The following is a 14,474-nucleotide window of genomic DNA, read 5'->3' as shown; positions in this document are numbered from 1 at the left end:
AAAATGAATCATCAACCCGAAATAGCTATCATTGAATCCAACACCCTTACTTGCCTTGGCCTGAAAGGAATCCTGGAGGAAATGATTCCTATGGCAACCATACGCACCTTCCATCAATTCAGTGAACTGATGGACGATACGCCGGATATGTATGCCCATTATTTCATTTCCGCACAGATTTATGTGGAGCACAATGCTTTCTTTCTCCCCCGGAAACGAAAAACAATTGTATTGGCAAGCGATAGTCCGCAATTCCAACTGTCCGGCGTGCCTGTACTCAACATCCATGAATCCGAGGAAGAGTTGGTGAAAAATATATTGAAACTCCACCAACACGCCCACCACAACGGTTATCCGGTGAAAGACATGCCATCCATGCCTCCGACGCAGCCTCATCAGGAAATTCTATCTTCCCGTGAAATAGAAGTGCTCGTACTGATAACCAAAGGATTAATCAACAAAGAAATAGCAGATAAACTGAATATCAGCCTGACCACCGTCATCACTCACCGGAAAAATATCACAGAGAAATTAGGTATCAAGTCCGTCTCCGGACTGACTATTTATGCGGTAATGAACGGGTATATAGAAGCGGATCGAATCTGATTCACCACAGAGGACGCAGAGGACACAGAGGATAAAAAGGATAAAGAAGGTAAAGAGAAAAACTTTCCACACTTTTTCCCAAAAACACTCAAACAGTCTGTATCAGAGAATGAGTGAAGATGTTACCTTCACTATACCCTCTGTGTCCTCTGCGTCCTCTGTGGTGAAAACTGTGGTGAAACAAATCCTAATAAATGAGGATTGACCATTGTCTATATTTGCCGTTACTTTGCAGCAGACAAATTAACAGCAGATGAAGACAAAGAATATTATGATTGCCCTCACGCTCCTGACGACAGGTACAGCATGGGCAGAAGATTTCCCGAAAGACTCACTAAAAATAGTAGACATCGAAGAAGTGGTAGTGATTGCCACTCCGAAAGAGAATCGTAAGTTGCGTGAATTACCGGTGGCAGCCACTGTTTTATCACAAGATAATATGCGTGCCAATCAGGTGAACTCTGTGAAAAACCTGACAGGCATCGTCCCTAATCTGTTTATCCCCGATTATGGTTCCAAACTGACCACTTCCATTTATATCCGTGGAATCGGCTCACGTATCAACACTCCGTCCGTAGGACTTTACGTAGACAACATCCCTTATATCGACAAATCCGCTTTCGACTTCAACTATGCTGATATCGAACGTATTGACATTCTCCGAGGACCACAAGGTACTCTCTACGGACGTAATACGATGGGAGGACTTATCAAAGTGCACACAAAATCACCTTTCACTTATCAAGGTACTGATATCCGCATGGGAGCAGCGACCTACAATAATTATAATGTGTCACTCACCCACTATCATCGGACATCCGACCGCTTCGCCTTTTCTACCGGAGGTTTCTACGAACACACAGGTGGCTTCTTTGAAAATTCGGCAAGAAACAACGAAAAGGTAGACAAGAGCAATGCCGGTGGCGGACGTTTCCGTGGTATTTACCTGCCTAGTTCGAACCTGAAAATAGATATGGCCCTTAGCTATGAATATAGCGATCAGGGCGGATATCCGTATTACTATACCGGGATTACCCCCAGTGCAATAGCTAAAGCGAAAGAAAATGGTAAAGAAATGACAGAAGACCGGGCAGATCATATCGGTAAGATTTCATATAACGACCGCAGCAGTTACCGCCGTGGATTGCTCAACTCCGGTGTTAACATCGAATATCAAGCCAACAACTTTATATTAAGTGCCGTGACAGGTTATCAGAACCTGAACGACCGTATGTTTCTCGATCAGGATTTCACAGAAAGAGATATTTTCAATATTGAGCAAAAGCAACGTGCAAACACCATTTCCGAAGAGATTGTGTTGAAAGCCAAACCCGGAAAAAGATGGCAGTGGGCTACGGGAGCTTTCGGATTCTATCAATGGCTGCATACTACGGGACCTGTTTTGTTTAAAGAAGAAGGAGTGAAGTCGGTCATTGAAAACAACGCCAATGCAGCTTTTGAAGAAGTATCTGCCAAACCCGGAGCTCCCACCATGGGAATGACTGTGCACAACCCGACCTTAAGCGTAGGAGGAACTTTCGACACCCCGACTCTTAGCGGTGCACTTTATCATCAGTCTACTTTCAACAACTTGTTCATAGAAGGACTGTCCGTTACAGCCGGCCTCCGGCTCGATTACGAGAAAATCAGTATGAAGTATAATTCTCTTAGCACTCCTATCGACTTTGGTTTTGATTTTCACTTAGCTATGGGACCCAACCAAATAAACTTGTCTGATCAGAATATGAAAGCCCCTGCCTCTTTCGTTGGCAAGCTCTCTACTGATTATGTACAGCTCCTACCCAAATTTGCTATTCAATATGAATGGAAGAATCAAAATAACGTTTATGCCACCGTCACCCGGGGATATCGTTCGGGAGGATATAACATCCAAATGTTCTCTGACTTATCACAAACAGAATTGAAAAATTCGATGATGAATGCCATCAAAGAAAGTCCAACAATAGGGCAAGATGCCACCTGGGGAAAAACCATCATTAATATGATGAACCAAATGGTACCTACAAAAGAGATTGATGTAAAAGCGTCCACCACTTACAAACCCGAATATTCGTGGAACTACGAAGTAGGTAGTCACCTTACTCTATGGGAAGGAAGACTTTGGGCTGACGTCGCAGCATTCTATATGGATACCCGCGACCAACAACTCTCCCAATTTGCAGAAAGTGGTCTGGGACGTATCACGATCAATGCAGGAAAAAGCCGTAGCTATGGTGCAGAAGCAGCCCTTCGTGCCAGTGTGACAAAAGAACTTAGCCTGAATGTCAGTTACGGATATACGTATGCCACCTTTACGGATTATGTAATCACCGAAGAGCAAAAAGACGGCACTTTTAAAGTAACCGCAGATTATAATGGCAAATATGTTCCCTTTGTCCCCAAACATACCTTAAATATCGGAGGAGAATACGCCATCACCTGCAGTCCGCGCTCTATCTTCGACCGGGTTGTATTCCAAGCTAATTATAACGCTGCCGGACGTATCTACTGGACTGAACAAAACGATGTCAGCCAATCTTTCTATGGCACACTCAACTGGAGAACGAATCTGGAAATCGGTGACGCAATGATTAGTTTCTGGGCACGCAACTTCTTGAATAAAGAATATGCCGCCTTCTATTTCGAAACAATGAACAAAGGTTTTATGCAAAAAGGACGCCCAATGCAATTTGGAGTAGATCTCCGCTGCCGGTTCTAATCATTTTCACTCATAGAGATATTATTTAGTCATTTTATTGTCAGCTAAAGATTTTATCCATATAGAACAATGATTATCAGTCCATTGACACCTGACAATAAGTGCTGACAATAACCCAAAAACAGGCTGACAATAAAAGATTCGGACTTTTATTGTCAGCCTGTCTCTTATAGATTGATGGCATGGAATACGTGATAGAAGAACGTATGCCTCTATGAAGTATGCATTATAAAGTCGTTATACTTAATTAATCCAATAGGCATTGTTCTCTTAACCCTACGCTATCTTTACCTTTCCATGGCTGTGGTAGCTTCTCTTCACGGCCGTGGAGAGATCTCGTCACGGCTGTGAGAAGAAGTCACCACGGCCGTGGGAAGGTAAAGATAGCGGTACCTTCACACAACTATACCGGCATCTTAACGGAACTATACCGGTGTCCTGGCATTACTTTACCTACAGTTTCCTATTGGTTTGCTTATATCTAAGATTATCTTGTCTACATCTAATACACTTCAACTACACTCCACCACGATTAAGCAAGTTTCTCTGTTCCATCAGACACACGCGTCATTTGATAAGCGATACGCTCTGTACCGTTCTTTACATAAATGATACCACAACGTTGAAAGCCATACTTCGTCAATATATGCTGCATGACTTTATTGTCCCGATGAGTATCTACCCGGAGATTGGGCCAACGTTCGAAACACCAGTTCAAGCAGGTTTCCGATACCCCCTTCTGTTTTCCGTTCGTTGCCAGCCGATGAATCACTCCATAAGGTTCATTATTGAGCCATGTTCCTTCATAAATCTGTTGATAAGTAGGGTCGTCTCCCAAGATAAAACAAAAAGTCCCCAAAATTTCTCCCTGTTCATCTATGCAGACAAAGCTATGTCCATCTTCAATTTCCTGACGAATCAATACTTCAGAAGGATAACCGTCAATCCATTGAGTAGTATTTCCGGTTGCACGCATAAAGGCACGGGCATAGTCATAAATCTCCATCACTAAAGGGAGATCTTTTATTTCGGTAGATCTGATTTCCATCATTTGAAAAGTTATTCAAGAATAAAACAGATAATAAAATTACTCATTGATAGCTCCACAATGGGGGCATACACCTTTTTGCTTCAACTTTTCCCCACAACGCCCACAACGATACTTATACCCAATGTTCCGATGGACTTTCTTCGCAAAAACCAGCATAAAAAAGGCAAGGAACAGATAACCGATATAAATATGTGTCATCAGGATAAAGAAGAAATAGCAGAAAATACAACAAGACATCAACCCCAGCAGATAAAAGATAGCTGCAGCGGGAGTCAACTGTCGGAACAAATCATCCAGCACCGCCAAAGCGACTATCAAAAACAGCCAAATACTCAACAAGAAGACAGAGAGAATAAAAGGAACTTTGAACGGCGACAAAGTAGGATTGAAATAAAAATGCTCCCACGTTTCCGGCACAAAGACCTGCATCGATTCGTAAATCGTTGCACTGAAAGCCATCAACAAACAGAGAAATAACGGATAAACACTATCTATATCATTAAAATAGACCATCTGCAACTGCTTTCGACGAAAAGCGCGAAACAGATATACACCGACGAATAAAGCGAAGATGATAATGAAATAAGAAGCATGCGTATCACTGAAAAGATGAATGGCCTGCGAAATACTATCAGTCGGCACAAATGACTTCTTGAGTTCTTTTTCACGTATCCAGCCCTGTTCATCCTGTGTGTGAGCCAGCTTCACCCAAACACTGTCTACACTATCGGCAGGGTGAACCGCAAACTCTGCCACCACTACCCTATCCCCTTTATTCAACTGAATAAAAGTATCTTTTATCGGAAGACATTCCAAAGAGATGGAATCATCGACTACTTCCAAGTTTGTATTCCATGTATAATGCCGTTCGTACAAGTAAGTCAACGAGTCTTTCGTCTTCTTCGACAGTTCTTCCGAATCCAAAGCCGGTGCTTTATAATAACAAGATGAGAGCAAAAGTAAACATAGTAGGAGGTTCATCACTGTTTTCATCACTATTTTCACCACAGAGGACGCAGAGGACACAGAGGATAAAAAGGATAAAGAGGGTAAAAAGGGGAAAGAAGGTAAAGAGAAAAACTTTCTACACTTTTTCCAAAAAACACTCAAACAGTCTGTATCAGAAGAATGAGTGAAGATGTTACCTCCACTATATCCTCTGTGTCCTCTGCGTCCTCTGTGGTGAAAACTGTGGTGAAAATTGTGAATAATGATTCTCATTGAGCCGCTTTTACTTTCATTTGACAATTCTTACAATCAAATTCCAGACGAAAACGTTTGCCGTCATTTGACACCAGGTAATAGGGTTCTTTATAAGGTGAACGTACCCGTTGATGGATGGGACACCATCCCATACTGTAACGCAAACAATGTTTGCAGAACATCAGTACCGCATCTTCCACCGCTTCTTTTTCGTAAGCCGCTGCTACCTGTTGAACCCCATGCTCCTGATAGAAAGAGGCTGCACGAGTATTCATGACATTTCCCAGATAGGTTAGCGTCGTTTGTGGAAAAGCATGATTGGTTGACTTCCATACCGACAATTCCTGACGGTAATTGATTCGACGGGCAGTTATTAACCGGTCGATTGCCTGCCGGCGGAAATCGGCTAATACCGAAGCCGGCAGAAACCAGTTGTCGGTAAAAGAGATTTCTATTTCTTTTGCTTCGAAAGGCGTATTCCCCAATTTGGACAGTTGCGTTTTCAGGTTGTCCGTCTGCGGAGTCCGGGCCGGCTCTTTTTCACGTGGAAGGGTGATTGTGACGCTATTATCATCTTCGTCAGTCAATGTCAAAGAGAAACCGGAATGATGGTCGGCAAGCAACATTCGCACTGCGATTTTCCTTTCGGCAGACTTACGGGAAAGCACTCGTTCAAATTCCTGGTCGAAATTACGATATAATGTGGTACGAGGCTTGATGCGAGGCATTCCCTGTGGATATAGTTTGTTGCTGTCCACCCGGTTGATGCGGAATCCCTGTAAACGTCCCTGTTCGTCGATATAACAAACACCGTCTCCATTGTTAAAGGATTTAAGTCCCGCAACCGTCAGATAATTGCCGCGAATCTCCTTCACAGTCCCCATCTCCTCGCCCAACGACTTGGGAGTGTCGAAAGAGAAAATCTCTTTGTCACGTCCATGCAGGAAATAATGTGTGAATCCACGGCTGAAACTCTTATCCAGTTGCGGCTTAAACTCGAAATTGCACGTACCCGAAGAAGCCCTTACATATTCCGGACGACGGGCAAAGATGGCATCCAGCTTTTGACGATAAGCGGCCGTTACATTCTTCACGTAAGAAACGTCTTTCAGCCGCCCTTCTATCTTGAACGAGGAAGCTCCGGCATCCAGCAATTGCTCCAGTTCGTCACTTTGATTCATATCTTTCAGGGAAAGCAGATGTTTGTCTTTGACAATCACTTTCCCGTCCGCGTCTACCAGACTAAAAGGTAACCGGCAGAATTGCGCACATTCTCCCCGGTTGGCACTACGACCGAAACAGGCTTGGCTGACATAGCACTGCCCGCTATAGCTGACACAAAGTGCCCCATGTACGAATACCTCTAAAGGCACTTCCGGACAATTTTCGTGTATCTTTTTTATTTCACGCAACGATAGTTCCCGCGCCAGGACTACTTGCCGGAAACCCGCCTTCCAAAGGAATTTTACTTTTTCCGGTGTACGGTTGTCCATTTGTGTACTGGCATGAAGCGGTATCGGAGGAAGATTCAACTTCGTGATCCCCATGTCCTGCACAATCAGCGCGTCTACGCCAATCCGATAAAGTGCATGAATCATCTCCTCCGTCTCTTTCAACTCTTCTTCTTTCAGAATCGTATTGACCGTGACATAAATACGTGCATGATACAAATGGGCATGCTGCACCAATGCTTCAATATCTTCCAATGAGTTCACAGCCGCCGCACGGGCACCGAACTTCGGAGCACCGATATATACTGCATCTGCCCCATGATTGATAGCTTCAATGCCACATTCCAGGTTTTTCGCCGGAGCGAGAAGTTCTATTTTACGCTGCTTTATCATTGAATATCGTTGATGTTGTAAGGTGTTTCCTGATAAACGAAGTAGTTCAGCCAATTGGAGAACAACAAATTAGCATGAGCACGCCAACGTACCAACGGGCCTTTTTCAGGATCATTGTCTATATAATAATTGCGGGGCATCTCTATCGGCAAGCCTTTATCGAGATCGCGACGGTATTCCGTGTCCAGTGTCAGCGGAGAATATTCGGAGTGTCCCGTGACAAAGAATTCACGACCGCCCCGTGCCATTGCCATATAGACACCGGCATCTTCCGATTCGGAAAGCAACGTCAATTCCGGAACTTTCAGAATGTCTTCCCTGCGTACTTCTGTATGACGGCTATGCGGCACATAGAAACAATCATCAAAACCACGGAAGATGGAGTGGAAAGGTTCCAATACCCGATGTTCAAAGATACCGAACATCTTCTCTTTCAACGGATATTTAGGAACTCCATAATGATGATACAATCCGGCCTGCGCAGCCCAGCATATATATAAGGTAGAAGTGACATGCGTACGTGCCCAATCAAAGATTTCCGTAATCTCATCCCAATAGGTCACCTCCTCGAAGTCCATCTGTTCTACAGGAGCTCCGGTGATAATCATACCATCATACTTCTCGTGACGCATCTGGTCGAAATCCGTATAGAACGTTTTCATGTGTTCTATCGGCGTATTCTTTGACGTGTGGCTCTTGATCTTCATAAATGAAATCTCCACCTGAAGAGGTGTATTGGAGAGTAAGCGCACCAAGTCTGTTTCCGTTGTAATTTTCAACGGCATCAGATTCAGAATCACAATCCGTAGCGGACGAATATCCTGTTGCGTAGCGCGGGAAGTGTCGATCACAAAAATATTCTCTTCCTTCAAAAGCTCTATCGCAGGTAGTTTATCGGGTAAATTTAAAGGCATAATCGCTATATATTAGTAATTTGAGTGCAAAAATACGAAAAATATAGCAGATTATAGGGAGGTAGCTTATTTAGAAGACGTACAAATTAAGTCAATTTAAACATAGAAGCATAACAACCAATCAATAAAAGCCTTATTTTTGCCGGAGAAATTAGTACTAATAATTTAAATCTTAGAAAAATGGCATACGTAATTAGTGACGATTGTATTGCTTGCGGAACTTGCATTGACGAGTGTCCGGTAGAAGCTATCTCTGAAGGTGATATCTATTCTATCAACCCAGATGTATGTACTGACTGTGGTACTTGTGCAGACGTTTGTCCGTCTGAAGCAATTCACCCGGCTGAATAATACAAGTTACAAAAAGAGTATAGGCTGCTTTCTATGGAAGGCAGCCTTTTTTATTGCTCTTTCTTCACCACAGATTACACAGATTCACACAGATTAATTCACAATCAAACGGATAGAAAAATACAAAGAAGTTCCTTAAACAAAAAATCACCCTTACTGCATACTGTAGTAAGGATGATTTTATTAATCTAATATTTTTCAGACAGACAATCTCTTTTCAATCTGTGTCAATCTGTGTAATCTGCGGTGAACTCTTATTTCAACTTAGCCAATGCTTCTTTGATACGACGGATAGCCTCTACGATATTTTCATCGCTTGTAGCATAACTCATACGGATACATTCAGGAGCACCGAAAGAGGCACCACCTACACAAGCCACGTGAGCTTCTTCAAGCAAGTACATTGCCAAATCATCCGAATCTGCAATCTTACGTTCGCCGTTACTCTTTCCAAAGAAAGCATCGCATTTCGGGAACAGATAGAAAGCACCTTGCGGAACGTTTACCTCAAATCCCGGAACTTCCTTAGCCAACTTCACAATCAGGTCACGACGGCGTTGGAATGCTTTCTGCATTTCTTTTACCGGTTCTTGTGTTCCTGTATATGCCACTTCAGCAGCTTTTTGAGAAACAGAACAAGGACCTGAAGTGTACTGACCTTGCAACTTGTTGCAAGCTTTTACAATCCATTCCGGACCGGCAATGAAACCGATTCTCCATCCTGTCATAGCGTAAGCCTTGGATACACCGTTTACAATCACTGTACGTTCCTTCATTTCTGGGAATTGAGCGATACTCTGATGTGCACCAATATAATTGATATGTTCATAAATCTCGTCAGCGATTACTATCACCTGCGGATGTTTAGCCAATACTGCTGACAATCCGGCCAATTCTTCTTTTGTATATACAGAACCTGTCGGATTAGACGGAGAACAAAGAATCAATGCTTTGGTCTTCGGAGTAATAGCTGCTTCCAGCTGTTCCGGAGTAATCTTGAAATCTTGTTCGATACCTGCCGAAACAATTACGGGAGTACCTTCTGCCATTTTCACCATTTCCGGGTAGCTTACCCAGTAAGGAGCCGGCACGATAACTTCGTCACCCGGATTTACCAATACAAGGATGGTATTACAAACAGATTGTTTGGCACCATTGGCACACGAAATTTGAGCGGCTGTATATTCCAGACCGTTTTCTTTTTTCAGTTTCTCAACAATAGCATTGCGCAAAGCCGGATAACCCGGTACCGGAGAGTAACGAGAAAAGTTATCATCTATGGCTTTTTTCGCAGCTTCTTTGATGTGGTCAGGAGTATTAAAATCCGGTTCTCCTACACTTAAGTTAATAACATCAACACCCTGTGCCTTGAGCTCGTTGCTCTTTTGCGACATGGCAAGCGTCGCCGATGGCGACAAGCTGTTCAAACGATCTGATAATTGATTCATTTTGTATCTATTTTATTGTTGTTGAGTGAAAATCGTTGCAAAATAAGCGATAATATTTGATATATGAAAACAAATTGGCAATTTACTTATTAAAATGTAAAGTATGCCCCATTCTTTCTTTCTTTGTTCTCAAGTATCGTTCATTATACGGATTAGGAACTGTTTCAACAGGTACATTTTCTACTATCTCCAATCCGTATGCTTCCAAACCAACACGTTTCACCGGATTATTTGTCAAAAGTCTCATTTTGTGTACTCCCAGTTCACGAAGGATTTGTGCGCCTACTCCGTAATCACGTTCGTCGGCAAGGTGTCCCAAACAAATATTCGCGTCAACGGTATCCATACCGTCTTCCTGCAACTTATATGCTTTCATCTTTTCCATCAGACCGATGCCACGTCCTTCCTGATTGAGGTAAACCACCACACCTTTTCCTTCTTTTTCGATCATTTCCATCGCTTTATGCAGCTGCTCGCCACAGTCACAACGTTGTGAGCCAAGGATATCTCCAGTAGCGCAAGAAGAATGGACACGTACCAAGATCGGTTCGTCTTCACTCCATGTTCCTTTAAATATAGCCATGTGCTCCAATCCGTTTGATTTCTGGCGGAAAGGAATCAGACGGAACTTTCCGTGTTCGGTAGGCATATTTACTTCTACTCCTTTTTCTACAATGGATTCCTGTTTCAGGCGATAAACGATCAGGTCATGGATAGAAATCAGTTTCAGCCCGTGTTCGTCTGCCATCTGACGGAGTTCGGGCAAACGTGCCATTGTTCCGTCTTCACTCATGATTTCCATCAAGGCACCTGCGGGGTAAAGTCCTGCCAGACGAGCCATATCAATCGTAGCTTCTGTATGTCCGGCACGGCGAAGTACTCCTTTTTCTTGCGCGTACAACGGATTGATGTGTCCGGGACGCCCGAAAGTAGCCGGTGTAGAAGTCGGATCGGCCAACGCCTGAATAGTAGCGGCACGGTCGGAAGCGGAAACACCTGTTGTACAGCCTTCCAATTTGTCAATAGTAACCGTAAAAGGAGTTCCCAACACGGAAGTATTATCACTTACCTGATGCGGTAAATCCAACTCCTTGCAACGAGACACCGTGACAGGTGCACAAAGTACGCCACGTGCATGTTTCAACATGAAATTTACTTTTTCGGGAGTTATCTTTTCAGCTGCAATAATCAAGTCGCCTTCGTTTTCGCGGTCTTCATCATCCACTACTATGACAAACTTGCCTTCTTTGAAGTCGGCAATCGCATCTTCTATTCTATCCATTTTAATAGTCTCTTTCATAACACTTATTTATTGATTTTCTGTATGATGAATTGAATTTGTTCATTGTTCTTTATAATCCGTTCCATATCCTTAGCCAGACGAACGCGGAACGCCCAGATGCGGAAATAGAAAAATAAACCGATAGGGAAAATGACTCCGGCTACCAGATTCAACCAATATATATGGAACGGGCGCACATGAGCAGAAACGGAAATAACCGGATAATTGTTTAATGCACCGATCAAAGTGGCAGATTTCGTATTGGACATTTCTTCAACCAACGCTTCCAGCTTTTCATTGATTGCCATCACCTCGTTATCATCCTCACTCGCCATCCACAACTTAAAGTAATTCGGTGCTTTTTCCAATCGTTTCCTGGCGGCATACGCTTTACACTCTGCCGAAAGTTGTTCCAAATCACCCGTCAGACGTGCGTAATCAGGATCATGAATAATCACTTCTTTCTTAAATATATGGCGCACACTACGAATTCCCACAATCTTTTTAAACCAGTTGATATAAGCATCTGCATTAAGCACCACAGAGTCTTTATTCGATTTATAAGTAAGGAAGATTCCTAACGGGGCAAGGACTGCGCTACTTGTCCACATCCCCATCCAAACAATCCACTTACCGTCGCGGGCCATTTTATATCCTGTATTATCAATGATATAATAAATGATAAACACCAACACTGATACGATGACCGGCATTCCCAGACCTCCTTTACGGATAATACCGCCCAACGGAGCTCCGATAAAGAAGAACAGCAGACAAGAAAGTGAAATCGTTATCTTCTTATGCCATTCCGTCTTATGTTTTCGAATACTATAATCATTGTTCTCCATCGTGAATTTCTTGAACCCAAGATCGTTAGCCACGTTCTCCGCACGACTGACAGCAGAAGAAATCACCTTCTGTTTCTGCGTTAAAGAGGCTACTTCGTAAAGACTATCTACATTATATTCATAAATATCCGCCTTTTCTATTTTGATCGTATCTTCTTTTGTCAATCCATAAGAAGGACGGAAATTTCCTTCTGCCACTTCCCTGTAATACTGTCGTCCGATACTGTCTCCCACAACCGTCATTGAGTCAATGGAACTCTGCAACTGCGCCATGTCCTTAGCACTGGACTGTTTACCCATAATCTCACCGTCAACCATATTGAAATCGGAATTAAACTCAATAATGGTATGTTTTTCCCTGAATTCCTCGCGTCGGTAAGGTACATTCTCCGATTTCATACTTTGAGCTTTCAGATTCTCAAATAAATCTCCGCTATACAAATGCAGCCAAAGATGCTGTTTATCCGCGGTCATCTCCAAACGCCCGGAATCAGCATATATAATACGTGCTTTCTCAAAGCCATCTTTCATACTATAAATCAGCACATCATATAGCATACCGGTCTTCCGGTTCTTCTTAGCTACCTTTAAATTATAGTCCTTGATTTCAGAATAGAAAACTCCTTCCGGAATGTCCAACTCCGGAGATTTTTGTTTCATCGAAAGGATCAGAGTTCCCAATTTAGCCTGGGCGATAGGACCTACTACATTTTGGAAATAGAATGAGACACCGATAAGTCCGCAAACGAAGAAAGCAAGCGGACGCATGATTTTAAGGAGAGAAATACCTGCGGCTTTCATCGCAAGCAATTCATAACGCTCGCCAAAGTTACCGAAAGTAATCAAAGAAGCCAGTAGCACTGCCAATGGCAACGATACCGGCACTAATGTTAATGCGGAATAAAAGAAGAATTGAGCCATTACGCTCATCTCCAATCCCTTTCCGACCAATTCGTCTACATATCTCCACAGGAACTGCATCATGAATATGAACAGACAGATGAAGAATGTACCAATAAAGAGCATCAAAAAACTCTTTACGATGAATATATCTAATTTCTTTATGCGTAGCATCTTAATAGGTTCGTGCAATTAGGATGCAAAATTAGCACAAAAAAAGGAGCATCGAAAATTTTTAGTTGAAAGTTAACTAAAAACCACAAGTTCTTCTTAATTTAGCTACTTGCGACTCCCACAATTCTTTCATATCGGCTACTTCATCCGGCTCTGCGAAATCGGTAATTTCCAACACATAGTCACTAGTCAGCTCATTATAAGTCATCTTGATTTCAAAATAATCGCGTTCGTTTTCATCATCCTGCCAACGGAAGCGGATAAAAGAGAAAGAGCGAATGGCAATAATCTCTGCTTTCCTCAGCTCTGTCTTCCCCCAATGGAACTCTACTATTTTATCGTCAGAAATAACTTTGTCGGCAAACCAGTCCTCCAACCCGGTCGGTGTACTAATAGCTCCCCAAAGAATATTTTTAGACGTTGCATTCAACAAATACTCCAAATGAATCTTTTCCTTTTTCATAGCAATTTCGAATTGTTTTTACGTGTGCCAAGATAAATACTTTTTTCTAAATACGCCGCATAAATCAGACACTTTATTTAATTATTCTTTCATTATCGAGCTTCAAACTTCCTGTTTATAGGGAAAATCAAACCCTTTCTTAAAGAAAAAACACAAAAAAGTTATGAATTGTTTTGGAGATTATAAAAAATCATCTATCTTTGCACCCGCAATCGAGAAACGATGGCGGGATAGCTCAGCTGGTTAGAGCGCATGATTCATAATCATGAGGTCCCCGGTTCAATCCCGGGTCCCGCTACTTGATAAGAATAAGGCATTTGGGAGGCTTCCACTTCTGGGTGCCTTTTTCTTTTATACATCAATTGGTGCCGGTTTACACCAACGCAAATCATATATCAATCAGATTAAACAGGCTCAGTCTGAAACCTTGGGGGATTGCGTTAAAATTCTTATTTTTGCATCATGAAAACATCCTCTTCCCAAACGATTGATCCTGTTGCTTCTTTAAGCTTGTTCTTGCCTTCAGGAATCCTTGATTACTTTACCCTAGTCAATCATGTTTCTCAGGATACTTGCTTTATTCTTTATTTAGAGGAGAAAGCCACTATTCCTGCTGAGTACTCTGATCTCCATCTTCACTCAAAAGGTTTCCTCCCTGAGATTGAAGTTCA

11 protein-coding genes, 1 tRNA gene and 1 pseudogene are annotated in these 14,474 nt (G+C 42.6%); 5 read left to right on the top strand and 8 right to left on the bottom strand.

The annotated features are described in order from the left end of the window. Positions 1-3: 3 nt before the first annotated feature. Together HMPREF0106_RS06690 and HMPREF0106_RS06695 are read left to right on the top strand one after the other, a co-directional pair. Complete coding sequence (locus tag HMPREF0106_RS06690) at positions 4-606, top strand: response regulator transcription factor (protein WP_009040624.1); 603 nt, start codon at positions 4-6, stop codon at positions 604-606. A gap of 253 nt (positions 607-859) precedes the next feature. Next, entirely contained in the window at positions 860-3,325 is a 2,466-nt protein-coding gene (locus HMPREF0106_RS06695; RefSeq protein ID WP_032851550.1) for a TonB-dependent receptor, read from the top strand. A gap of 532 nt (positions 3,326-3,857) precedes the next feature. Here the strand turns inward: HMPREF0106_RS06695 and HMPREF0106_RS06700 are convergent. From HMPREF0106_RS06700 to metA, 4 genes are read right to left on the bottom strand one after another with little or no spacing between them, the layout of a single operon-like run. Then, on the bottom strand, positions 3,858-4,376 hold the full coding sequence (locus HMPREF0106_RS06700; protein WP_004314570.1) for a GNAT family N-acetyltransferase: 519 nt from the start codon (positions 4,374-4,376) through the stop codon (positions 3,858-3,860). Between the two features lie 36 nt (positions 4,377-4,412). Continuing rightward, positions 4,413-5,597 carry a hypothetical protein gene (locus HMPREF0106_RS06705; protein WP_008025284.1) on the bottom strand — a complete coding sequence of 395 codons (1,185 nt, stop codon included), beginning with the start codon at positions 5,595-5,597 and terminating at the stop codon, positions 4,413-4,415. Continuing rightward, positions 5,594-7,423 carry a peptidase U32 family protein gene (locus HMPREF0106_RS06710; protein ID WP_009040622.1) on the bottom strand — a complete coding sequence of 610 codons (1,830 nt, stop codon included), beginning with the start codon at positions 7,421-7,423 and terminating at the stop codon, positions 5,594-5,596. Before HMPREF0106_RS06710 ends, HMPREF0106_RS06705 begins: the two co-directional genes overlap by 4 nt. Further along, entirely contained in the window at positions 7,420-8,337 is a 918-nt protein-coding gene (metA, locus tag HMPREF0106_RS06715) for a homoserine O-succinyltransferase (RefSeq protein ID WP_004314573.1), read from the bottom strand. The genes HMPREF0106_RS06710 and metA overlap by 4 nt, the downstream gene beginning before the upstream one ends. 180 nt (positions 8,338-8,517) lie before the next feature. On the opposite strand from metA, the gene HMPREF0106_RS06720 reads away from it, so the two are divergent. After that, the gene (locus HMPREF0106_RS06720) at positions 8,518-8,688 is read left to right on the top strand and encodes a DUF362 domain-containing protein (protein WP_002559159.1); all 171 of its coding nucleotides are present in this window, start codon (positions 8,518-8,520) and stop codon (positions 8,686-8,688) included. Between the two features lie 254 nt (positions 8,689-8,942). Here the strand turns inward: HMPREF0106_RS06720 and HMPREF0106_RS06725 are convergent, their stop codons facing one another. The 4 genes from HMPREF0106_RS06725 to HMPREF0106_RS06740 form a co-directional block, all read right to left on the bottom strand. Beyond that, positions 8,943-10,136 carry a pyridoxal phosphate-dependent aminotransferase gene (locus HMPREF0106_RS06725; protein WP_004306402.1) on the bottom strand — a complete coding sequence of 398 codons (1,194 nt, stop codon included), beginning with the start codon at positions 10,134-10,136 and terminating at the stop codon, positions 8,943-8,945. Between the two features lie 82 nt (positions 10,137-10,218). Next, positions 10,219-11,436 carry a bifunctional 3,4-dihydroxy-2-butanone-4-phosphate synthase/GTP cyclohydrolase II gene (locus HMPREF0106_RS06730; protein ID WP_004309056.1) on the bottom strand — a complete coding sequence of 406 codons (1,218 nt, stop codon included), beginning with the start codon at positions 11,434-11,436 and terminating at the stop codon, positions 10,219-10,221. Between the two features lie 5 nt (positions 11,437-11,441). Next, positions 11,442-13,340 (bottom strand): LptF/LptG family permease, encoded by a 1,899-nt coding sequence (locus HMPREF0106_RS06735; protein ID WP_009040621.1) that lies wholly within the window; start codon positions 13,338-13,340, stop codon positions 11,442-11,444. Between the two features lie 76 nt (positions 13,341-13,416). Beyond that, positions 13,417-13,803, bottom strand: a complete 387-nt coding sequence (locus tag HMPREF0106_RS06740) for an START-like domain-containing protein (RefSeq protein WP_004314575.1) — start codon at positions 13,801-13,803, stop codon at positions 13,417-13,419. Between the two features lie 224 nt (positions 13,804-14,027). On the opposite strand from HMPREF0106_RS06740, the gene HMPREF0106_RS06745 reads away from it, so the two are divergent. Continuing rightward, positions 14,028-14,101 (top strand) — tRNA-Met (locus HMPREF0106_RS06745). Positions 14,102-14,265: 164 nt separating this feature from the next. Next, a pseudogene (locus HMPREF0106_RS27925) lies at positions 14,266-14,474 on the top strand (transposase); the annotation flags it as partial.

The organism is Bacteroides sp. D22 (genome assembly GCF_000163675.1).
Classification (GTDB): domain Bacteria; phylum Bacteroidota; class Bacteroidia; order Bacteroidales; family Bacteroidaceae; genus Bacteroides; species Bacteroides xylanisolvens.
The sequence above is the reverse complement of the archived record's forward strand: the minus strand, read 5'-3'. Positions and strand labels throughout refer to the sequence as shown.